This is a genomic window from Pseudarthrobacter sp. NamB4 (genome assembly GCF_005796185.1).
Classification (GTDB): Bacteria; Actinomycetota; Actinomycetes; order Actinomycetales; family Micrococcaceae; genus Arthrobacter.
On the sequence record NZ_VAHM01000027.1, the window covers coordinates 1 to 21,450 of the forward strand.

Genomic DNA, 21,450 nt, shown 5'->3' on the forward strand with positions numbered 1-21,450 from the left:
TATCGACGCTTCGGGCTCACCACAGGCGGTCCGCTCCGGAATCAAGGCCGTTGGACCGGCTGGCCGGGTGATCCTCGTGGGTCTGGGTGCGGACGACGTCGAACTCCCCGTTTCGTTCATCCAGAACCGGGAAATCTGGCTGTCCGGGGTCTTCCGCTACACCAACACCTGGCCACTTGCCATCCAGCTGATCGCCGACGGCAAGGTGGACCTGGACATCCTGGTCACCGGCAAGTTCGCTCTGGCCCAATCCCAACAAGCGCTCACAGCCGGAAAACAGCCCGGGCAGCTCAAAGCCGTCGTCTACCCGGGCCGTTAGCGCCACGGCCCAGTTCAAGAAAGCTAAAGACATGACGAAATTCGCTGAAGGAGCCATGATGCCTGAGGGCTTGCAGTACCAAGACACGACCAACGAGGGCCTCGTCACCATGACTTCAGCCCCTGAATGGCTGGCCGATGCCGTCATCTACGAAATCTATCCCCAGTCGTTCGCGGACTCGAATGGTGACGGGATAGGTGACCTCCCTGGAGTGCTCGGACACCTGGACTATCTTCAGTGGCTGGGCGTGAACGTGATCTGGTTCAACCCGTGTTTTGCCTCACCCTTCCGCGACGCCGGGTATGACGTTTCGGATTACCTCACCATCGCGCCCCGCTATGGGTCGAATGAGGACATGATCACCCTGGTGAAGGAAGCAAAGGCGCGAGGAATCAGGGTGTTGCTGGATCTGGTTGCCGGCCACACGTCAATGCAGCATCCATGGTTCCGTGCGTCCATGAACGATCCTTCCGATCACCGATACATCTGGTCAGACCGGCCCGGGGATGCCTTCGTGGCCGCACCGGGAGGCTCCAGAGGCTGGTACATGAAAAACTTCTTCCCGGAACAGCCGGCTCTGAACTTCGGATACTCCAGGCTGGCGGCGGACGAGCCCTGGCGGCAACTCCCGGACGCGGCCGGCCCCCAGGCCAATAGGGCCGGATTGAAGGAGATCATCGGGTACTGGCTTGACCGTGGCGTCGCCGGCTTCCGCGTGGATATGGCCTTCTCGTTGGTCAAGGACGACCCGGGCCTGGTCGAAACCACGGCCCTGTGGCGAGAGGTGGGGGAGTGGATGCGGCAGGCACACCCTGACGCCGTCCTCCTCCCCGAAAGTGACGAGTTGAGAACGGTGGACGCCGGTGTACGCGGCAACTTCGATGCTGACTTCTCGCTCGTAATCCACGAGGAACACAGTGCGCTCTTCAACAATGGCGGCGCGGGCCTGTTGCCCTGGCAACATGAGGTCGAGCCGTGCTATTTCGATCCGGACGCTGATGTTGACAGGGGCAGCCGCGCATTCGAGAGGTTTCTCGGCCTGTGGAACCACCATCTCGAAACCAACGGGCCAGATCGCCTCGTCGTGCTGCCTTCATCCGATCACGACTTTTCCCGGCTGGTATGCGGAAACAGGACCATAGAGCAACTCCCGGCAGTTTTCACCTTTCTCCTGACCTGGGGCTCCATCCCCTCGATCTACTACGGGGACGAGATTGGCATGCGCTATCTGGAAGGGGCTCCCGAGAAGGAAGGCAGCATCTGGACCCCTGCCTTTAACCGTGCTTCCTGCCGCACCCCAATGCAGTGGGACGATAAGCTTCCGAACGCTGGCTTCTCGACCGGATCCACGGAAAGCCTGTATCTTCCGCAGGACCCCGACGTCGGCCGGCCTACCGTAGCAGCGCAACTGGATGATGCCCACTCGCTCGTGCGCTTTGTTCAAGGCCTGGTGCAGCTGCGCCGTTCGATTCCCGCTCTGGGAACCAGAGCGTCCACAACCGTGCTCTCATCCGGCTATCCGCTCGTTTACCTGCGCGACGAGACCCACCTGATCGTCGTCAACCCCCTCCGCCAGGCAACAGAAGTGAAAGTCGAAATCCCTGCAGGTACGACCGCACGGCACCTCTTTGGCCGCGGCGCGGGGCTTGACGATGGCGTGATCCGGGCGAGTGGATTCGGTTGCGGCGTATTCGAACTGTCACCACTCGGAGACCAGGGGCAGAGCTGACACCGGCAATCGGCAGCAAAGCGCCCCCGTTCTTCCCGATAGCCGTGCCTGCCATCCTCGAATGTTTTCTGCCTGACCGGCGCCGGACTTCCTGTGCCCGTACGATCGCCACATCCAGAAAGGGTCGAGCGATTGCCCAACCACGTCCGGCGCCGCCGGCCTGTGCCCCTAGGAAACAGTGGACACCCAGCGTTTTGACTCCAACCTTTCGTGGAGGTTGGCGATGACTCCTTGGAGTACCGTCAACGCGCCGCCGACCATGGCCGCGTGGCGGCTGGTCCTGGGTGGTTCCAGCACGGGCATGAGCCAGGGAGAGGCCAAGACTCTCTTGCGCAGTTGCTCGTCCAATTGGGGCTGGATCCATGGAAGCAATTGAGCGAGATTGTCTGCCAGGACTATCGTCTTCACTGGAGTGGAATTGACGTAGTCAGCTAGGGCTATACCGAGTGCGTTCCCTGCCCTGGCGAGGGCGGCCGAGATGCGGGGATTGTGGTGTGCGGCGGCTTGATCCAGGAACGATGCCATGGAAGTGTCGGGCGGGAGCCCTGCGTAGACAGCCATGTTGCCTCGCCCGATGTAGGTATCGAGACAGCCCGTGGCACCGCAGCAGCATGGGAGCCCGTCAGCTTCGATGGTGGTGTGCCCGAAGTTGCCGTTCCAGCCTGACATGCCGCTAAATGGTTCCCCGTTGATGACAAGGGAGCTTCCTACGGAGTTGTCGCCTGCAACATAAAGGAAGTTTTGATTCGTTCCATCTCGGTGCCGCAGGGTGGCCTCTGCTGCTGAAGCCAGGGCGGTCACGTTGCCGAGCTGCATGGCGCGGCTGTCGATGGGGTTGATGTTGCCTAACAGTTGGCGCGCGTCGATGCCGCGCCAACCCAGCAGTGGGGCAAGGTGGAGTATTCCGGTCGTTTCACTGATAATTCCGGGCAGGGATAGGTGTCCCCCGACCACCTCAAAGGATGTGTCCCCGGCGTCCCGGAGGACGGAGGCGCCCAGTTGGTTTAGCTGGGCCAGCGTCAAGGATGGATCACTGTCTATGAAGTTCCCGGGCAGGACTTCGGAGGCGAGGACGTCGCCTGTGAGGTCTACGACGCAAGCGCCGATACTGGCAGTGTTCACTTCCAGCCCCAGGGCTACCAGGCTGCCCCGGGCCGGAGCAAGCGGGACTACCGGCCGTCCCACACCACCGGCTGGCTGTGGTGGTAGTTCCTCGAGGATCCTAGCTTTGATCAGGATCTCCACGATGCGGGTTACGGTCGCCCTGGTCAGGCCACTGGCATCTGCAATGGCGGAGCGGGAGACCGGCTCGTCAGCGGCGAAGACGTGGGCGGCCACCATATTGAGGTTCGATTCCCGGAGGGTGGCTTGACGCGCCGGCTTTCCCAGCAAAGCACGGGCGTTTATGCGGGGACGTTGAGTGGGCAGGGGGCTATGTCCTTTCACTGCTCCGGCATCCTCTTGCATCGTCCATGACCTCTCCCGGCTCATCCTTGCGCCGCTGCTGCAGGAGCGTTCAAGGGGAAGCATAACCCGGGATATCCACTCGTTGGCCTCCTTTGAGCGCGGATTCGTGGGCGCAGAGGCCCACTGCTGTCCAGTTTGCAGCCGTGATTTGGTCAATGGCGGGCCGGCGGTTCTCTTGGATGCTCTGGATGAACTCGTGTGCAAGGTGGGGGTGCGACCCGCCGTGGCCGCTGCCTTGCTTGAACGACAGGTGGGCGTTCGCACTGTCGTAGACGCCTTTCGTCGTAAAGGGCTGTATTGCCTCGGGCAGCAGGTGAGCGAAGTCCGGTACCTGCACCCGCTGGCTGTCTTCACCGCGGAAGAGCACCGGTTCGTCATTTCGGGTTTGACCCCATTCGAAGGACGTTCGGGAACCGTAGACCGAGAAGCTCTCTACGTATTGTCGAGAGGTTTCGAAGAGGGAACGGGTGATTTCCGCCGAGAGATCGGACCCGGCTAGTTTTACGAGGGCGCTCTCGACTGCGAAAGGTGAGCCATACTTGGCGGCCAGCGTCTCTGGGATTCTCCCTGATCCGACGCAGACGACGGACTCGGCCCGAGTTTCGGAAAGTGCCAGAAGCGGGCTCACGGCATGTGTAGCGTAGTGCATAGGCGGAAGCCCCTCCCAGTACCCAGGCCAACCGGCCATGTCCTGCATATGTGCACCGCGTAGGAACTGGAGCCGGCCCAGCTGCCCTGAATTCAGGAGTTCCTTGACGAAAAGGTATTCCCGCGAATAGACCACGGTCTCCATCATCATGTAGTTCTTGCCTGAACGGTTGGCGGCATTGACTACCTTTTCGCAGTCCTCAAGTGTTGTCGCCATCGGGACAGTGCAGGCGACGTGCTTGCCTGCTTCGAGGCCGGCGATTGTCATAGCAGCGTGATCGGGGATGGGCGTGTTGATGTGGATCGCGTCAATCTCAGGGTCGGCGAGGAGGTCTCCGTAGGAGGTATAGCGACGGCCGACGTCGAAGGCGTCGCCCGTCTGGTTTAGGGTGTTCTTGTTCCGCTGGCAGATCGCCGTGAGTTCCGCGTGTGGGTGCTGCTGGTAGATCGGAATAAACTCGGCCCCGAAGCCGAGTCCGACCAGTGCGATACGGGTTTTGGGTGTCATCTTATTCCTTTTATGCGGAGGGTAGGGAGGATCTGCTGGCTGGGCAGTGGCTTGCGCGGGGGCATGCCCAAGTGGGCATGCCCCCGCCCGTTTTGTCCGGAGCCAGTCAGCCCAGACGCCCACTGAGGGCTGAGAGACCGCCGTCGGGGGCCAGGCAGGCGCCGGTGATGAAGGATGCATCATCACTTGCAAGGAAGACGACGGGATGGGCAATTTCTTCTGGTCGGCCTTGGCGTCGCTGGATGCCGGGACCCTGTTCGTGCGGCTCGGTGATCCTGGGGTCGATTTCCCGTCCTTCGTCCTTGGCGAGGTTCTTGTGGAAATCGGTAAGAGTGGGTCCGGGCAGGATCGCGTTGACCCGGATGTTTTGGTGGGCGTGGTCGCAGGCCATGGAACGGGTAAGTCCGAGCACTCCGGCCTTCGTGGCGTCATACAGAGCCATCCCGGGCCTCCCCACGACGCCATTGGCGGAGGAGATGTTCACTATGGAGCCGCCGCCGCTGCCAGCCATCAGGGGGATGAGGTGCTTGGAGACGAGGCCGACACTAATCAGGTTCACGGTTGTGATGTGGTGCCAGGATTCCAGCGTCGCTTCGGTCACTGGTCCCCATAGGCGGGCTGCGGCGTTGTTTACCAGCACGTCGACGCGACCGAATTCGTCCTGCACGCTCTGGGCCAGTTGGCCGATGTCTCCTTCGTCGGCGACATCTACCCGCACCGGTAGGGCCTTCTGTGTCGACGGCTTGGGAGACGGTGCTGCGTTTGAACTGGACTTCCTGGGCGGTGCGCTTAAGGAGGTCGTAGACTTCCCGTCCTCCCTTAGGGGTCAGGCTGTCCATCCGGGAGCCGATCTCGCGGACCAGCGCCACGTATTCCTGGGGCGTGCGCTGGCCGCCGGCATCAGGGGCTGCGACGAGCTGCGCCGAGGCTGGTGTAGGGGGCACTCCTCGTGACGCCCCGATAACCTTGACCGCGTCCGGGTCATTGATCCAGAAATTCAGGAACTTTGCCGCCTCCTCAGGGTAGGGCGTTCCCACCCAGCTGCTGATGAACAAGTTGGGCCTGACAAAGTTGGCCTTTTTGGAGCCACCTGCCTGATCGGGCATCGGCAGGGCTTGGCAAGGTACCTTCATCAAGGCGCGGATCCCGACGAGTTCGCTGCTCGGCGTGAAGTATAGGGGCGCCAGTCCTCTGACGAAGGCGCTGTTTTGGGCTCCCTTCATCTCCTCCGTGGAGATGTCCGGGGAGACCGCTGACCCTTCAGCCCGCCTCTTTTCCCACCAGTCCAGAAAATCACCGAAGTCGGTTTTATCGAACCCGAGGGTGACAGGATTGCCTGCGGTGTTGAAGAACGACTTGCCACGTCCACGGACCCATGGCTCGAGCACTTCGTATCTCCACGAGCCGTCAGACATGCCCCATGTCCCGGCCCCTCCAGCCTTTGCCGCTTCAAGGGCCATGGAGGAAAGGTCGTCCCAAGTCCATCCCTTGGACGGCATCTGGACCCCCGCTTTGGTCATGAGTTCGGTGTTGCACATCACGGTGAAAGCGTCAGTGCTGATGGGCACTCCCACGCGTTTGCCGTCGATGATGCCGTAGTTGCGCAGGTTCTCGTCCCAGCTGTCGAGCTTGACCAGGTCTCCGATGTACGGCTCGAAGTCCAGCAGTGCGCCCCTCCGGGCGTAGTCTGTGATCATCTGGTTGGACATTTGAAACGCGTCGGCGCCTTTTCGGCCGGCAATCTCGGTGGCCATCTTGTTCCAGAAGTCGTCCCAGGACGCATTCACGGGTGTTAGCGTCACGTGTGGATTTTTCTCGTGGTAGAGCTCCAGGGCCGCTTTGGTGGTTTTATTCATGGTGTCGTTGCCCCACCATGCGAAGCGCATCGTTTTCGGCGCTGTTGGATCTTCCGCGGCTGACGGAGACCCCTTGGAACTACAGCCAGCGGCTGTGACCAGGGCCGTCCCGGCGGCGAGGATGCCAGCTGACTGCAGGAAGGTTCGTCTGTCGAGGTGGGTGTTCATAGTCATGGCGTTAGCGCTCCTTTGGGCAAATTAGCGGTTGAGGACGGGAGTGGATCGGGAAAGTGATGGCGTGGTATCAGCCGCGGCTGAGGCGTAAATCTCCTCAATGAGCCGGAGCGTAGAGGCTCCATCAGCGGCGTCTACGGCAGGGGCTGCCCGGCCGCGGAGAGTCCGGACGAACAGGTTCATGCCTCGGCGCATGAACAGGGCATTTTCTTGCCTGGCGCTTTCGGCGCGCTCCTCTTCGGTGAAGGGAAGCGGGTTCAGGAGATCGGAACTCAGGTAGGTGCCGTGGTTCACCTGGGCCCACGCCGGTGTGAGCCCGGCTTTGAACGTGGCGGCAGTTCCATGGAGTTCGATGCTCCAGTTCTCATTCCATGTATTGGCCTCGTGCGCGGTGAAGTCAAGAGATGCTATGTGTCCCTCGTACTCAAGGCATGCCGCGAGGGAACTCTCGGCGTGGTTGATGCCGTGGCCTGAAGACGCCCTGGCTGTTACTGCAGTTGGCTGGCCGAGCAGGTGCCGGACAATGTCGACCATATGGCAGCCGGCCTCCATGAAGCCGCCGACAACGTTCCCCGGGTCGGAGAACCAGTGGCCCATCGTGCTCCATGCCTGGTCGGGGATGGCGCAGTGGAATCGTGCCAGTGTCAACGTGCCCAGGGAACCGGAGCTGAGCACGTTCTGGGCTTGGGCTACCGCGTCGGAATAGCGAAGGAAGTAGCCCATCTGTGTGGCCAGTCCGGCTGCCGCGGACTTATTGGCGACCTCCTGCAGTTCGGCTGCGTTCATGCCGCCCGTTTTTTCTATGAACAGGGGCAGACCTGCCCCGACGGCGGCCAAACTCAGCCAGCGTGCCTGGTCGTTTCTGCCGTCAATGACGGCGGCGTCGTGCTTGCCCGGTCCCAGGTCCTCCAGCCCGATAACCTGCGCGGAGTACTGGTTCGCGAACCTGCGGGCGGCGTCCGGGTCTGGATCGAAGACACCACTTATTACTGCATCATCGTGCTCGTGGGCCGCCGTAGCCCAAGCGTGGGCGTGCGGGTGGGTGACGCCGACGAACGCCAGGCGCAGGGGATGGGTATCAAGCATGGGAATCTCCGGGAGAGTTGGAGGACGGGAATCGGCCGGCGGTGAGAACGATGGCGGTCAGAGGCAGGCAGACCCCGTAGATTACGCCGGTGATGGGGCTGACGGCCGTTAAGAGAGCACACGCTGCGAACGACATGACGATGGCGAAGTTCGACAACGAGAATCGGCAGGCGTCTTGCAGGCTGCCCGAAAGAAGCCAGCGGATAGGCTCGGTGCTGCTGGTCGCTGCCCGCCTGATTGCGGCAGCAGCCGTCGTCGCCCAAACCGCCGCAAATACGAGGTTGATTGTGTAGAGCGGCAGCGCCAAGGGTGTTGCCTGGTGCTGGAGGAAGAGGACATTGCCTAGGACAACTGCCAGGAAGACTCCGAGCAGGACGCCCAGGATCATCCGGCGAAGCAATTGCTCCCTCAGGGAACGGGTGAAGGCAGCGGTGACGCGATTGTCCCCGTCTTTCAGCAGTGCCCTCATGGAGGCGTAGCCGGCGGTGGCGGCGGGGAAAGCAGTCACCACGGCCAGGCTGCAAATGAGGACCAGAAGATTGATCAGGGCTGCAGCAGTGAGGAAGCTTGCTGCCCTCATGAGTGCGGCCGTAATGCGGCCTCGTCCCGCCGCGGGCATCATCTTCAATTGCCTGTGCTTAAGGATGGAAGATTGGACAGCCCTAATATCTGCGAGCAGAGGGCGCATCCTACTTCAGCCCCGTCGTGGAGATCCCATTGATAAGGAACCGCTGCCCGGCGAGGAAGAAGACGAATACCGGGATGAGCGAGAGCACCGACATGGCGAAGACCGCTCCCCAGTTAGTACCTGCTGTCGGGTCCACAAACAGGCGAAGAGCCATCGGGACTGTGAACAGGTCTGAAGACGTGATGAAGATCAGTGGCCGGAAAAAGTCATTCCAAGTCCAGATGAAGGTGAAAATCGCTGTGGTGGTCAGCGCCGGGAGCGTCAACGGCAAGATGATCCGCCAGTACATGCGGATCGGCCCGCACCCATCAATCCACGCTGCTTCATCCAGTTCACGGGGGATGGACCTCATGAACTGCATCATCAGGAAGATAAAGAATGCTTCGACGCCGAAGAACTTTGGAACGATGAGCGGAAGGTAGGTATCCAGCCACCCGAGTTCGGAGAAGATCAAGTACTGCGGGACGATTGTCACATGCTCCGGCAGCATGATAGTGCCCAGCAGGACGGCCAGCCAGAACGGCTTGAAGCGGAAGCGGAGCCGGGCAAAGGCAAAGGCGGTCAGGGAACAGGCAAAAAGATTCCCTACAATGGACGCCGTGGTGATGCTGAAGGAGTTCAGGAAGTACCGGCTGAAGGGGAACTCCTGGGCCGTCCAGCCAGTGATGTAGTTGGACCAGGTGATGGAGACGGGGATCAGGCTCGGGTTGCTGAAGATTTCATCGTTGTTCCGCAGCGAGCTCACAAGCATCCATGCCAGCGGGTACAGCATACCGACTGCGAGCAGCAGGAGCGCAGCGTGAGTCACTCCCGACTTCCAGCGCATGACCGCCGTGCGCGGCGCGCTCCCTAATTGCTTGCTCATGAGTTGTCTCCGTAAAAGACCCAGTACTTTGAAATGAAGAAGTTCAAGGCGGTCACCGCTCCAACTGCAACCAGCAGTGTCCACGCCATCGCGCAGGCGTAACCCATGTCGAAGCTGCCAAACCCTTCCTGGTACAGGTAGAGGGTGTAGAAAAGCGTCGAATCTGCCGGCCCACCCAGCCCGCCACTGATGATGTATGCGGGCACGAAAGCTTGGAATGCGTGGATGGTTTGGAGGATGAGGTTGAAGAAAATGATTGGACTTAGCAGCGGGAGGGTGATGCTTAGGAATTTCCGCAAAGGGCCCGCGCCGTCCACATCAGCGGCCTCGTAGAGGGACATTGGCACTTGGCGCAATCCGGCGAGGAAGATGATCATCGGAGAGCCGAAGGTCCAGGCATTCAAGATCACCAGGGTGGACAGAGCGGTGTCCGGATTGCCCACCCAACTCGTATGGGCATCGACGCCGAGGAACCCGAGGAACGTATTCAACAGTCCCTCTTGGCCGAAGACCTGCTGCCACAGGATCGCCACCGCCACGCTGGTACCCAGCAGGGACGGCAGGTAGAAGATGCCGCGGTACAGGGCAGAACCCCGAATCGCCCTGTTCAGCAGGAGCGCCAGCATCAGAGCGAAGCCGAGCTGCAGCGGGACCGAGACCAGAACGTAGGTCGCTGTGACTCTTGCGGAGATGAGGTAACGCGGGTCCTGGGTGAACATTCGGACGTAGTTATCGAGGGCGATGAACTTTGGAGCCTGCAAAAAGTTGTAGTCCGTCATTGATAGGTAAAAGGACGCTGCCATTGGGCCCAACACAAATAAGGCCAGACCAACAAGCCAAGGAACGAGGAACAGGTATGCAACCCGGTTTTCCTTCCGGAAGCGGAGTGAAGGCCGGTTTCGGTTCGGCTTCTTAGGGGAGAGATCGGGGCGTGCGGGAGCATCGACAAGGGTCATGGGTTTTCCAATCGCGGCTTTGCGTCGGAGGGGCGATAAGGCTGTTGTTGATGGTGCTGTACATCACATCCAGCTATTACAGATAACCATGCAACTAATTAGCGGTCAACCCCCAGTATGTCCTTTTTAGGCCACGGACCTCTGCGACTGGCCTCGGGGCCGAGAACGCGTTCGAGGCACGTTATGCGACCTGGGCCGGCTTCTCCTTTAGTCGGCCGCCGAGGCTGATTTCGGTGTCGCCGGAAATGATCAATGTGGACATTCTGTTTTTCCACATGGACCAGAACGGTACGTCATCATCGAACTACAAACCCGCAAATTCCAGAGAGGGCCCGTAAGTCACCTTTAGCCCGCCCCTGAATCCGGTCGTTATGGCGGAAGTAAAGCGGGACGGTCAAAGACGTTGCAACACTTTCCGAACTTTTCCATCTGTACGGTGTCCTTCGCGCTTTGCCGAACATGTGGCGCTTCGTCTTCATACCGTCAGCACGACCAAGTTCCCCTTCGAACGCCGGCCTAAACATTGGTCAGAGCCCGGCGGACTCCGGACGTTGCCCTCATTGTGCGTCCCCAGGTGGTGAGCGTATGAAGTATGGACAGCATCTCGGCCGCCTTCCCCCCGCAGTTTCCGCGCCTCCGGTGAAAGAGATGGGAAAATCAGTATCAGAAAGCGGCAACTAGTGCACTAGTTGTACCCCGGCCGCGGGCCTAATGTCTTAACGAACACCAGTGCGGCGGCAAATCGGAATCTCGCCCGTGGCCCTGCTCCGGTCGTTCACTTCTACGCAGTAGTCGACGTGCAGCGGCACGAACACCAGGAAGAACAAAGGGAGTCCTTGATGCCCGGCATCGCCGACACTGGGTTGATTTGCTTTTCAGCTCGAACCACTCCTCCTGGGCTGCGTCCTCACCGGCGTCACCGCCAGCACGGCCAAGGTCTTCCTGTCCGGCTGTGTCTCTGGTTGGGGACTGTTCCCGCCCCAGGTGCGCGAAGCTGCCGTCGTGATCTCCCTTGCCGATGCTGTTCGCCGGCTGGGCGCCAAGAACCAACTCGTCCACCGCTCCTCCGGCGCCGTCACCTGACCCATGGTGGCCGTCATTGACCAACTTCCGTCCCGTAAGCACTGACGAAAACACAAAAGGAACATGGAAACTAACGAGAGTATCCAGCAGCAAGCTTCGTCCCCAACCCTCAAGGTAGGAGTTGTAGGCATTGGTTGGGCCGGCCAGCAGCACCTAAAGGCCTACAGCAACATCGCCGGGGTCGAAATCGTCGCTGTCGCAGGAATGGAGCAGGATCTGCTTACCCAGATGAAGGAGGAGTACACCATTCCGCATGCCTTCGCACGCTGGGAAGACATGATCGAACTGGAAGGCCTGGACGCCGTGAGCGTCGCGGTCCCGACCTTCCTGCACGCCCCCATCACCATCGCTGCCTTAGAACATGGAGTGCACGTGCTGAGCGAGAAACCGCTGGCGCGCAACGGCGAGGAAGGCCTCCAGATGGTGGAGGCGGCCCGGAAGGCCGGCCGGGTCCTGGACGTTGCCTTCAACCACCGCCGCCGTGGCGACATCCAAAAGCTGAAAAACATTATGGACGACGGCGAATTGGGCCGGCCGTACTACGCCAAAGCTTCGTGGCTCCGCCGCCGGGGAATACCGATGCTCGGCAGCTGGTTCACCAACCCCGAACTCGCCGGCGGTGGTCCGCTCGCCGACATTGGCGTCCACGTCCTGGACTACGCCCTGCACCTCCTCGGCGAACCCAAAGTCCTAGCGGTCTCGGCGTCCGCGCATTCCGAGCTGGGTCCCCGTGGCCTGGGCGGCAGTGGCCGCTACACCGCCATGAAGTCCTCCCACAAGTTCGAGGTGGAGGACTTCGCTTCGGCATTCCTCCGGCTGGAGGGCGGCGGCACGCTAATCCTCGAGGCCGGGTGGGCAGCCTACCGGGACGAGGAGGACCTCATGGACTTCACCGTTTATGGCACCGACGGCGGCGCGGAACTGCGCGCTGCCGGGGCCTCCGATACCCCCGTCGCCGATGTCCGGATTTTCAAGGAAAGGGACGGTGAGAACGCTGACTATATCGTGGTGGCGGAGCCGGGCCGGGCCCACCAGGCGGTGGTGGAGGACTTCGTGGACGCCATCCGCGGTGGGGAAACCGAATGGGGAGCCCACGATGGCTCCCTCGCCCTGACCCGTGCCCTGGTGCTCGACGCCTGCTACAAATCCGCCCTCGAACAGCGCGAAGTGAGGCTCTAACGTGACCGAAAAGCTCAACATCCTGGTCTGGAACGAAGGTGTCCACGAGGCCAGAAACCAGCCGGAAACCATGACCGCGATGTACCCCAGCGGCATGCACGGCGCCATCGCGGACGGACTCAGGGGGTTTTACCCCGATGCCGGCATCGCCACCGCCACCCTCGCCGACCCGGAGCACGGACTGTCCGAGGAAACCCTTGCCACCACGGACGTGCTCCTTTGGTGGGGCCACGTGGCACACGGTGACGTTAGCGACGAAGTGGTGGAACGCGTCCAGCGCCACGTCCTGGGCGGCATGGGCCTGATCGTCCTGCACTCCGGGCATTTCGCCAAAATCTTCACCAAGCTTCTTGGCACCACGTGCTCATTGAAATGGCGGAACGAGGGCGAGCGGGAACTCGTGTGGACCGTTAAGCCTTCGCATCCGATCGCTGCCGGCGTGGAAAGCCCCATCGTCATTCCGAAGCAGGAGATGTACGGCGAGCTCTTCGACATCCCCGAGCCCGACGATCTCATCTTCATCAGCTCCTTCGAAGGCGGCGAGGTGTTCCGCTCGGGCGTGACGTTCACGCGAGGGAAGGGCCGGATCTTTTACTTCAGCCCGGGCGACCAGGAGTACCCCGTGTACCATCAGCCGCAGATCCGGCAGGTGATCGCCAACGGTGTGGGCTGGGTAGCGCAGCCGAGACAATTCCGTGAGGCACCCCAGGTCTCCAACCCGGCCCGCCGCTGGTTTGAGCAAGACTAGGGCGTCCTTCCCGCCGACAGTCACTTACCCTTCCGCCGACCTCAGGAACGAATTATGAGCACATTAGAACTCCCGTCCGGCCGTCCTTTGGGGGTAGCTGCTGTCGGCTACGCCTTCATGGGGAAAGCACACTCGAATGCGTGGCGGAATGTGGCCAGCTTTTTCGACGTCCCGGCCTTTGAGCAGAAGGTCCTCGTGGGCCGGGACCGAGGGCAGGTAGCAAACGCGGCCGCCAAGTACGGCTGGACCGAGTCCGCTACGGACTGGCGTTCCGTGGTGACCCGGGGCGATATCGACATCGTGGACATCTGCGCTCCGGGCTGGATGCATGCCGAGATTGCCATCGCCGCGCTGGAGGCAGGCAAGCACGTCCTGGTTGAAAAGCCTTTGGCCAATACCTTGGCCGAGGCTGAGCTCATGACCGCTGCAGCCGCAAAGGCCCGGACCCGCGGAGTCCAGTCCATGGTTGGTTTCAACTACCGCCGTGTTCCGGCCCTGGCCTTGGCACGGCAACTGATCGCCGAAGGCCGTCTCGGCGTCCTACGCCACGTCCGTGCCGCGTACCTGCAGGACTGGCTCACCGACGCCCACGCACCCATGACGTGGCGGCTGCGGAAAGAAACTGCAGGCTCCGGTGCCCTGGGGGATATCGCCAGCCACGCCATCGACCAGATTCAGCACCTCACCGGACAAACCGTCACCGAAGCGACCGGCACCTTGCGGACCTTCGTCACGGAACGCCCCGGCCCGAGTGGTGCAGAAGAAGTAACGGTCGACGACGCAGCGTGGGCTACCCTTGGCCTAACCGGCGGGATCACCGCATCCGTGGAGGCCTCCCGCGTAGCCACAGGGCAGAAAAACAGCCTCCGCATCGAAATCTACGGCTCCACTGGATCACTGACCTTCGATTTGGAAAATCTGAACGAACTGATGTTCCTGGATGCCACCGCCCCCGCCCGGGAACAGGGCTTCCGCCGGATCCTCGTCAACGAGCCCGACCACCCCTACCTTGAGGCGTGGTGGCCGCAAGGGCACATCATTGGGTGGGAGCACACGTTCACTCACCAAATCCGCGACTTCCTCACCGCCATCCAAGGGGGAACGCAGCCCTCGCCATCCTTTGAGGACGGGCTGCAGGTGCAGAAGGTACTCGTCGCTGTGGAAGAATCGGCGGCCAACCGCTCTCTGCTGACCACCGTTGACCACCCAACGCTAATCATAGAAAGAGCCTGACATGCCCCGCCCCTACACGGCAGGAGGTCCGCGATCGTGATCCGTTCCGATTCGGAGAGAAACGGGGCGGAGATCACCGCCGGCCTTGATGCGAGACGGGAGCGTACTTTTTGATGTCTCCGGACTTCAGAACAACCGAGTGACCGTGCCGCGAACGAGTGCCGGAACTACGGCTGATCCCCACGATGCGGCAGGCCTCAGAATGGCCCATTCCCTGTTTCATCAGCTGATCATAGTGAGCCCGTGCAAAGTTTTTGGGAGGGGCTCCCCGCGACTTTCTTGGTCTCTTCATCTCTCCCAATTGCAACTCCTAAACGCTCAGGTGTTGCAACGACCACTAGACGCCAAGCCGTCACAATGGCTCATTTTTCGACCATCACCGGCAAACGGACACCAGTCGGCCGCAGCGGAGAACTCAGGGTCCAAAAGTTGCCGACAAGGCTTCGAGTGAAGCGATTAAGCGTTGTGGTGCGATGTTTATCACGCGTAGGACGAAACATTGAGATCACAATCCCAGTTGCCCTGCCCTGGCATGGGCATGGCCGCTTTGATTTGGATCCGCTTGCGTTGTTAGGCCCTATTGCTCCTCGATGTCTGCGTGGAGTTCCGCTAAGGTGGGCGGGTTGACACCTGGCCGGCGCACGGTGATGGCAGCTGCCTTTGATGCCGTACGCCCGATTCTCTCCACCAACGCCGGTGCCAGTCCGTCTGTAGGTCGTGTCAGTAGTCCATAGATGAGGGCGGCCATGTACGCATCGCCGGCCCCAATGGTGTCGGCCACCACGGACTTCACTGAAGGTATGGTCACCTGCGCATCAGCTGTTGACAGCAGTGACCCCTCCGAACCACGTGTGATCACGGCCATCTCGGCACCCAAATCGAGAATATGGGCAGCGATATCTTCAAGCTGGCGTCCCGGGTAAAGCCACCACGCATCCTGGTCACTGAGCTTGACAACGTCTACAAAGGTGACGAAATCCTCAAAAATGTTCTTGGCTACGGCTTGACTGCGCAGTATCGCTGGCCGGATGTTCGGATCGTAAGTGACAAGGCATTCCCGGTGTGCCCGCTCGACGAGTGCCTTGACCGACGCCGCACCCGGGGACAGGAAAGTAGCGATTGAGCCGGTGTGGAGTATTTTCGGCAAAAAACCGGGGGTCACCGGAGGAAGCTCCCAGCTGATGTCGAAGTCGTACCTTGCAGAGCCGTCTGCCGCCAGGGTTGCAATTGCCGATGCTGTCCGTCCGGTGCCCCTCGAACCCGGCAGTAACTCGACGTCGGCGCTACGAAGATGCGCCTCGATGCCGTCGGCACGCTCGTCGTCGCCAAGCGAAGTAAGCAGGGTGGTGCTGATGCCCAAACGTCCGAGCCCGTAGGCAACATTGGCGGGCGACCCGCCTGGGTGTTCAAAGGTGCCTTCACGAGAGATCACGACATCGGCAAGTGCCTCCCCTACAACGATGACGTCCGGGATCTGGTGGTGGCTTTGAATGGTTTCGTGCTTTTGGGCAAAAGTGCACCTTTCATTGAACGCTCCACGCAGGCTTGACACCGGTGAGCTGATATCAGCGCTATATTTATTGATCTGTCAGGGTCTGGGGACAGCAACCGATGCTGGCCCTACGACTAATCGGGCCGCCCCGTATCGTGCCGGCAAAGATTGAGCACTTCCGTGGTGCACAACTTTCTCCCGAGCCACGTTCAATAAGGTGCGTGTGCACCAGCACAGTCTGGGGCACTGCTTTGGTCTCCAGCGATCCTTCGAAAAAGCAGCTCAGCGGCAGCCGTGCCCATGGCGGGAGGATCCTGCGCCACGGCAGTGACTCCTGGGTTAAGGAGCTCGAAGTCGTCGAAGCTACGTGAGCCGGTCGGGCTGGAGACGCTGTGAGCACGCGGAGGGCCGCGAGGGTGTTGAGGCTGTTTGCCGTGAATAGTGCAGTTGGAGGATCTGACGACTCCCAGCGCATCCCGGGAACCCAGATGGCGCTCTGAGCCAGTAAAGAACGCTGTGCTGCCGCCGATAAAGGCGATCCGGCGATGTCCGTGTTTTAGGAGGTGTTCCGCTCCCTTCCTCGCACCTGTTCTGTTGTCGCTGAGAACGGTATCGGCCATGATGTTGACTGCTGGCCGGTCGATGAAGACGACCGGAAGTCCGGCTTCTATTTCTTTGGTGACGTAACCGTGGTCGACGTTCGAAGGAATAATGATCAACCCGTCCACAGGGCGGGATGAGAGGTCCAAAGTTAACTCTCGATCCCTGTCGGCATCCTGAGATGATGAGGCCGTAAAGAGCAGGACACCGTTTTGCGCGGCAACGCGCTCGACGGCCCGGGCAATCGCCGACTGGAACGGCTCCGAAATATCCTCAACGATAAGCCCTATGCCTCCGGCCTGCCTTTGCCGGAGACCTGCAGCGCTGGCATTCCGGCGGAAGCCAAGTTCCGCGATCGAGGACCGAACCGCTTCACGGGTCCGGGGATTCACGCCATTTTCATCGTTGACGACCCGGGAAACCGTCTTAAGCGATACGCCGGCATGAGCCGCGACATCTTTGATCGTCACCCGCGCTGCCCGGGGCGTCGCCGATCCGAACCCATCTCCACCAATGTTATTCTTCCCTCCTCCCCATCTCCTGGCAGTGGTCCGCGAATGAACTGAGAATGCACGCGAACGCGCCTTACCAGCCCTGAATCAGACAGCTCGGGGGCTAGTCAGTTTTGCGATTGGCGGTGCGTGCCGGGAGTTTCCCGCGGAGCCGCACCATTCCGTACAGTGCCAGGAGCGTTGCCAGCAGGCCCAGGGCCCAGCCGAGGGCGGGCTGCGCCGTCACCTCCATCCAGACGGTGACGACCAGCAGGACCAGGGCCCAGAAACCGAGGAACCCGATGATGATGTCAAAGTCCTCACCCGACCGGACACGCCGGCGGTCGCTTCCCGCCCCCGTGGAGCGGGAGCGGGAAGCATGGCCGGTCACTTGACTGCACCTGCCGTCAGGCCGGCAACGATCTTGCGCTGGAAGACCAGCACCAGGATCACCAGGGGAATGGTGACGATGGTGCCCGCGGCCATGATGGCCGTGTAGGGAATCTGGTTGGGCTGGGCACCGGAAAAGCTGGCAATGGCAACGGTGACCGGCTGGGTGGCGTCGTTGGAGAGCTGGCTGGCGATCAGGAATTCATTCCAGGATGAGATGAACGCCAGAATTGCCGTGGTGAAGATCGCCGGAGCGGCCAGGGGCATGATGACCTTCCGGAACGCCTGCCCCTGGGTGCAGCCGTCAACGCGCGCTGATTCCTCAAGCTCCCACGGCATTTCACGGAAGAAGGACGTGAGCGTGTAAACGGTCAGCGGCAGAACGAAGGAGATGTTCGGAATGATCAGCGCCTGGTAGGTGCCCATCCAGCCGATGTTGGTGAACAGCTGGAACAGCGGGGTGATCAGGGCAACGCCGGGGAACATGGAGGCTCCCAGGATGAAGCCCAGCACCAGGTACTTGAACCGGAAGTTCAGGCGCGCCAATGCATAGGCGGCAAATACACCGATCACCAGCGAAACCACCGTGACCGTCACACCAATGATGACGCTGTTCAGCAGGGCCTGGCCGAACCTGTTGCCGAACGAGGTGTCGAAGGCCGTGATGAAGTTGTCCATCGTCACGTGGGTTGGCCACGGTGAGGTGTCGTAGGTGAAGCCCACTTCACGGAAGGCCGTCACCACCATCCAGTAGGCAGGTGCCAGGCACCAGATCAGGATGACGGCGGCGCTGATGTACGTGCGGACGCTCGCCCATTTCTCCCGCGTCTGGGAAGCCTTGCGACCGCTGTCCTGCTGCGCCCGCAGCTCTGTGGATGTTACCGAGGTCATTTCTTCCCCTTGCCGGTGGCGCCGCTTTGTTCCACAACGTTCGCCCCGAGGAAGCGTACAAAGATGAACGCGACCAGGAAGATGATGAGGAACGTAATGGTGGACAGGGCAGCCGCCGAGTTGAATCCTTGCCTGATCTGGTTGATCACCAGGATGGACAGCGTGGTGGTGTTGTTCGCACCGCCGGTCAGGATGTACGGAAGGTCGAACATCCGGAGCGCATCCAGGGTGCGGAACAGGATGGCCACCATGAGGGCCGGCTTCACCAGCGGAAGCGTGATGAGGCGGAACCTCTGCCATGCGCTGGCGCCGTCAACCTTGGACGCCTCGTAGACCTCTGCCGGGATCATCTGCAGGCCCGCGAGGATCAGCAGCGCCATGAAGGGGGTGGTCTTCCAAGTGTCGGCGATGATCACGGCCCACTTGGCAGGCCATTCGCTGCCGGTCCACAGGATGGAGGCGTTGAACAGCTTGTTGATGATGCCGTTGAAGTCAAACATGAACAGCCACAGCTGGGCCGTAACGGCAGTGGGGATGGCCCAGGGGACGAGCACCGCTGCACGGACCAGGCCGCGGCCCTTGAAGGTCCGTGCCATGATCATGGCCATCCAGAAACCAAGGACGGTCTCGAGGACGACTGTGATGACGGTAAAGAAGAACGTGGTGCCGGTGGCCGTCCAGAACTGACCACCGAGCGTGCCTGGCGGGCATGCCACGGTGCCGCCGCCGGGGGCGGCGCACTGCTGGCCGAGCCAGTTGACGTAGTTCTGGATGCCGGCCGGACCGCCGGCGGTGAACAGGCCGGTGGCAGGATCCAGTCCCGCGTCTTTCTGGAAGGACATGATGATCGCGCTGACGATCGGGTAGACGATAACGATACCCAGGGCGACGATGGTTGGCGCCAGCAGCCACGATGCCCATTTGCCCTGGCTGAGAATCCGGTTGTCTTCGCCTACGCCCTTGGGTCCGTGATGGACCTCGGGCGTGCCCGACGCCGGTGACTTCACCGGGGCCGGGCCCAATTCGGTTGCCATGACTGGACTATGATCCTGCACCGGCGGCCTCGATGGACTTCTGCATGTCAGACAGGGCCTGATCCACCGGCTTTTCGCCCTTCAGGGCTGCATAAGAGTTTTCCTGAATGGCCTGCGTGACCGCGGGGTAGAACGGCGTTACAGGGCGCGGCACAGCATTCTCGATGGAAGTCTTCAGAACCGGCAGGTACGGAAGCTTCTTCACGAGCTCGGCGTCATCGTAGAGGGCACTGTTCACCGGAGCCAGCGAACCCTGGATTGCGTAGAACCGCTGGGTCTCCTCGGAGGTCATGAACTTCAGGAAGTCCAGAGCGGTGGCCTTGTTCTTGGAGTAGACGCTGACGCCGACGTTGTGGCCACCGAGGGAGGAGGCGCCAGGTCCGTCCTTACCCGGAAGGACGGTCATGCCCAATTTGTCCTTCACCTGGGAGGAGCCTTCAGTGGTGGCCAGGTTGTAGACGTAAGGCCAGTTGCGGTGGAACAGTAGTTTTCCGTCCTGGAAAGCCTGGCGTCCTTGCTCTTCCTGATAGGTGATGGCTTCCTTCGGGATGTTGCCGTTTTGGAAGGCCTCCACAAGGTTTCCAAGGCCTTGCTCCGCCTCGGCCGTGTTCAGGCTCGGCTTGCCGTCCTTGTCCAGCACGGATCCGTTGGCGGAGTTGATGGCCTCGGAGGCGTTCACCGTCAGGCCTTCGTACTGCTTGAACTGGCCCGCGTAGCAGCCCATGTTGTTTGCCTTGGCAATGGAGCACATCTCCATCATCTCGTCCCAGGTCTTGGGAGCCTCAGGAACCAGGTCCTTGCGGTAGTACAGGATGCCGCCGTCGGAGGTCTGCGGAGCCGAGTAGAGGGTCCCGTTGTAGGACGCGCCCTCCACAGTGGAAGGCAGCATGGCGGCGGTATCAATTGCCATCTTGTCCTTGAGCGGCTGCAGCCAGCCCTTGGCCGCGAACTCGGCGGTCCAGACGAGGTCTACGGCCACGACGTCATATCCGGCGTCCTTGGCCTGGAAGTGCTGGACCAGATCATCGTGCTGCTGGTCCGGCAGATCGGTCTGCTCCTTGAAGGTGACCTTCTCGTCGGGGTGCTCGGCGTTCCACTTCTCAATCAGCGGGCGGACGACGTTGGCGTTGTCCTTGCCTTGGACATAGGTGATGGGACCGCGGCCGTCAAGACCACCGGCGGCGTCACCGCCGCTGCCGGTTCCGCCACCCGAAGCGGTGCTCCCTCCGCAGGCGGAAAGCGTCAGGGTCCCGGCCATCAGTAGTACACCCATGGCGGTGAGTTTTGTTTTCATGTTTTCTCCTTGCTAATTCGATCCGGACTTTATGTCCTTGAGTCGGTGTGGTGGTGAAGTGCTAAATGGTCCAAGCGTTGGTGTTCGCCGCAAGCTTGCCCTAACCAGCGCGCCGCTGGAGAGGACGTTCGAGTCGAGTAGCCGCTCGGGTAAAACTGACAGACGGTCAGCCAGCACCAACTCGCCGGCGACACTTCATGGCTGTCATCGGGCATGCTCATCGTGAAAATGCCGTGAGATGCTTCCTGTTCTGTCTCGTCGAATCCGGGACTGGCCCATCGAGTCCGAGAACGACTGTGGATTGATCTCGTAAATAGCGGCATTTGCTAGCCACTGAGGGACTGAGGTCATGCTGATATGCCCCTCGTCGATCGTGTATGAGTGATGTCGGGCCGCGGCGCTAACGGCCGGGGTAGACGACGGCTTTGAGCTGCCCGGGCTGTTTTCCGGCTGTGAGCGCTTGTTGGGATTCGGCCAGATCGAACTTGCCGGTGACCAGGATGTCCAGGTCGACTTTGCCGTCGGCGATCAGCTGGATGGCCAGCGGCCAGGTGTTGGTGTAGCGGAAGACCCCGGACAGCCAGATTTCCCGGTTCTGGATGTAGGAAACAGGAAGTTCGACGTCGTCGGCTCCAAGTCCGACAAGTAGGACCTTTCCCGCCGGTCCCACCGCCTTGATTCCGGAGCGGACCGCCTGTGGTGAGCCCGAAGCGTCAATG

The 21,450-nt window shown here is 61.1% G+C and carries 19 protein-coding genes and 1 pseudogene; 5 read left to right on the forward strand and 15 right to left on the reverse strand.

Annotated features, from left to right (window positions below):
- Nucleotides 1-319: zinc-binding dehydrogenase (locus FDW81_RS17575; protein WP_138135490.1), on the forward strand; the 319-nt coding region annotated here is incomplete at its 5' end.
- Between the two features lie 31 nt (nucleotides 320-350).
- Nucleotides 351-2,048: an alpha-amylase family glycosyl hydrolase gene (locus FDW81_RS17580; protein WP_205754633.1), complete on the forward strand. Its 1,698-nt coding sequence runs from the start codon at nucleotides 351-353 to the stop codon at nucleotides 2,046-2,048.
- A 168-nt stretch (nucleotides 2,049-2,216) separates the two neighbouring features.
- Here the strand turns inward: FDW81_RS17580 and FDW81_RS17585 are convergent, their stop codons facing one another.
- The 8 genes and pseudogenes from FDW81_RS17585 to FDW81_RS17620 all read right to left on the reverse strand — a co-directional run bounded on the left by FDW81_RS17585 (nucleotide 2,217) and on the right by FDW81_RS17620 (nucleotide 10,296).
- On the reverse strand, nucleotides 2,217-3,494 hold the full coding sequence (locus FDW81_RS17585; RefSeq protein WP_171027272.1) for an ROK family transcriptional regulator: 1,278 nt from the start codon (nucleotides 3,492-3,494) through the stop codon (nucleotides 2,217-2,219).
- Nucleotides 3,495-3,564: 70 nt separating this feature from the next.
- Nucleotides 3,565-4,671, reverse strand: coding sequence for a Gfo/Idh/MocA family protein (locus tag FDW81_RS17590; protein WP_138135492.1), 1,107 nt, complete (start codon nucleotides 4,669-4,671; stop codon nucleotides 3,565-3,567).
- 106 nt (nucleotides 4,672-4,777) lie between these two features.
- A complete protein-coding gene (locus FDW81_RS17595) occupies nucleotides 4,778-5,389 on the reverse strand; it encodes an SDR family NAD(P)-dependent oxidoreductase (RefSeq protein WP_138135493.1) in 612 nt (203 codons plus the stop codon).
- Nucleotides 5,390-5,597: 208 nt separating this feature from the next.
- Nucleotides 5,598-6,701, reverse strand: a pseudogene (locus FDW81_RS18555) (ABC transporter substrate-binding protein); the annotation flags it as partial.
- Nucleotides 6,702-6,725: 24 nt separating this feature from the next.
- A complete protein-coding gene (locus FDW81_RS17605; RefSeq protein ID WP_138135495.1) occupies nucleotides 6,726-7,787 on the reverse strand; it encodes a Gfo/Idh/MocA family protein in 1,062 nt (353 codons plus the stop codon).
- Nucleotides 7,780-8,367 (reverse strand): DUF624 domain-containing protein, encoded by a 588-nt coding sequence (locus FDW81_RS17610; RefSeq protein ID WP_171027273.1) that lies wholly within the window; start codon nucleotides 8,365-8,367, stop codon nucleotides 7,780-7,782. Before FDW81_RS17610 ends, FDW81_RS17605 begins: the two co-directional genes overlap by 8 nt.
- Nucleotides 8,368-8,476: 109 nt before the next feature.
- The gene (locus FDW81_RS17615; protein ID WP_138135497.1) at nucleotides 8,477-9,340 is read right to left on the reverse strand and encodes a carbohydrate ABC transporter permease; all 864 of its coding nucleotides are present in this window, start codon (nucleotides 9,338-9,340) and stop codon (nucleotides 8,477-8,479) included.
- A complete protein-coding gene (locus tag FDW81_RS17620) occupies nucleotides 9,337-10,296 on the reverse strand; it encodes a carbohydrate ABC transporter permease (protein ID WP_138135498.1) in 960 nt (319 codons plus the stop codon). Before FDW81_RS17620 ends, FDW81_RS17615 begins: the two co-directional genes overlap by 4 nt.
- A 1,146-nt stretch (nucleotides 10,297-11,442) precedes the next feature.
- On the opposite strand from FDW81_RS17620, the gene FDW81_RS17625 reads away from it, so the two are divergent.
- Genes FDW81_RS17625 through FDW81_RS17635 form a run of 3 tightly spaced genes read left to right on the forward strand, consistent with a single transcriptional unit; the run spans nucleotide 11,443 to nucleotide 14,539 of the window.
- The gene (locus tag FDW81_RS17625) at nucleotides 11,443-12,558 is read left to right on the forward strand and encodes a Gfo/Idh/MocA family protein (RefSeq protein WP_138135499.1); all 1,116 of its coding nucleotides are present in this window, start codon (nucleotides 11,443-11,445) and stop codon (nucleotides 12,556-12,558) included.
- Between the two features lies 1 nt (nucleotide 12,559).
- Entirely contained in the window at nucleotides 12,560-13,306 is a 747-nt protein-coding gene (locus FDW81_RS17630; protein WP_138135500.1) for a ThuA domain-containing protein, read from the forward strand.
- Nucleotides 13,307-13,360: 54 nt separating this feature from the next.
- Nucleotides 13,361-14,539: a Gfo/Idh/MocA family protein gene (locus FDW81_RS17635; protein WP_138135501.1), complete on the forward strand. Its 1,179-nt coding sequence runs from the start codon at nucleotides 13,361-13,363 to the stop codon at nucleotides 14,537-14,539.
- 577 nt (nucleotides 14,540-15,116) lie between these two features.
- On the opposite strand, the gene FDW81_RS17640 is transcribed toward FDW81_RS17635, so the two are convergent.
- From FDW81_RS17640 to FDW81_RS17670, 7 genes are all read right to left on the reverse strand, one after another.
- Complete coding sequence (locus FDW81_RS17640; RefSeq protein ID WP_370279186.1) at nucleotides 15,117-16,013, reverse strand: carbohydrate kinase; 897 nt, start codon at nucleotides 16,011-16,013, stop codon at nucleotides 15,117-15,119.
- Between the two features lie 227 nt (nucleotides 16,014-16,240).
- On the reverse strand, nucleotides 16,241-17,101 hold the full coding sequence (locus FDW81_RS17645) for a LacI family DNA-binding transcriptional regulator (RefSeq protein ID WP_205754634.1): 861 nt from the start codon (nucleotides 17,099-17,101) through the stop codon (nucleotides 16,241-16,243).
- A gap of 145 nt (nucleotides 17,102-17,246) precedes the next feature.
- Nucleotides 17,247-17,513: a hypothetical protein gene (locus FDW81_RS17650; protein ID WP_138135502.1), complete on the reverse strand. Its 267-nt coding sequence runs from the start codon at nucleotides 17,511-17,513 to the stop codon at nucleotides 17,247-17,249.
- Nucleotides 17,510-18,403, reverse strand: coding sequence for a carbohydrate ABC transporter permease (locus FDW81_RS17655; protein ID WP_138135503.1), 894 nt, complete (start codon nucleotides 18,401-18,403; stop codon nucleotides 17,510-17,512). Before FDW81_RS17655 ends, FDW81_RS17650 begins: the two co-directional genes overlap by 4 nt.
- Nucleotides 18,400-19,437 carry a carbohydrate ABC transporter permease gene (locus FDW81_RS17660; protein ID WP_138135504.1) on the reverse strand — a complete coding sequence of 346 codons (1,038 nt, stop codon included), beginning with the start codon at nucleotides 19,435-19,437 and terminating at the stop codon, nucleotides 18,400-18,402. Before FDW81_RS17660 ends, FDW81_RS17655 begins: the two co-directional genes overlap by 4 nt.
- Nucleotides 19,438-19,444: 7 nt before the next feature.
- A complete protein-coding gene (locus tag FDW81_RS17665; RefSeq protein ID WP_138135505.1) occupies nucleotides 19,445-20,731 on the reverse strand; it encodes an ABC transporter substrate-binding protein in 1,287 nt (428 codons plus the stop codon).
- A gap of 400 nt (nucleotides 20,732-21,131) precedes the next feature.
- A partial coding sequence (locus FDW81_RS17670) for a zinc-binding dehydrogenase (RefSeq protein ID WP_138135506.1) occupies nucleotides 21,132-21,450 on the reverse strand: 319 nt, incomplete at its 5' end.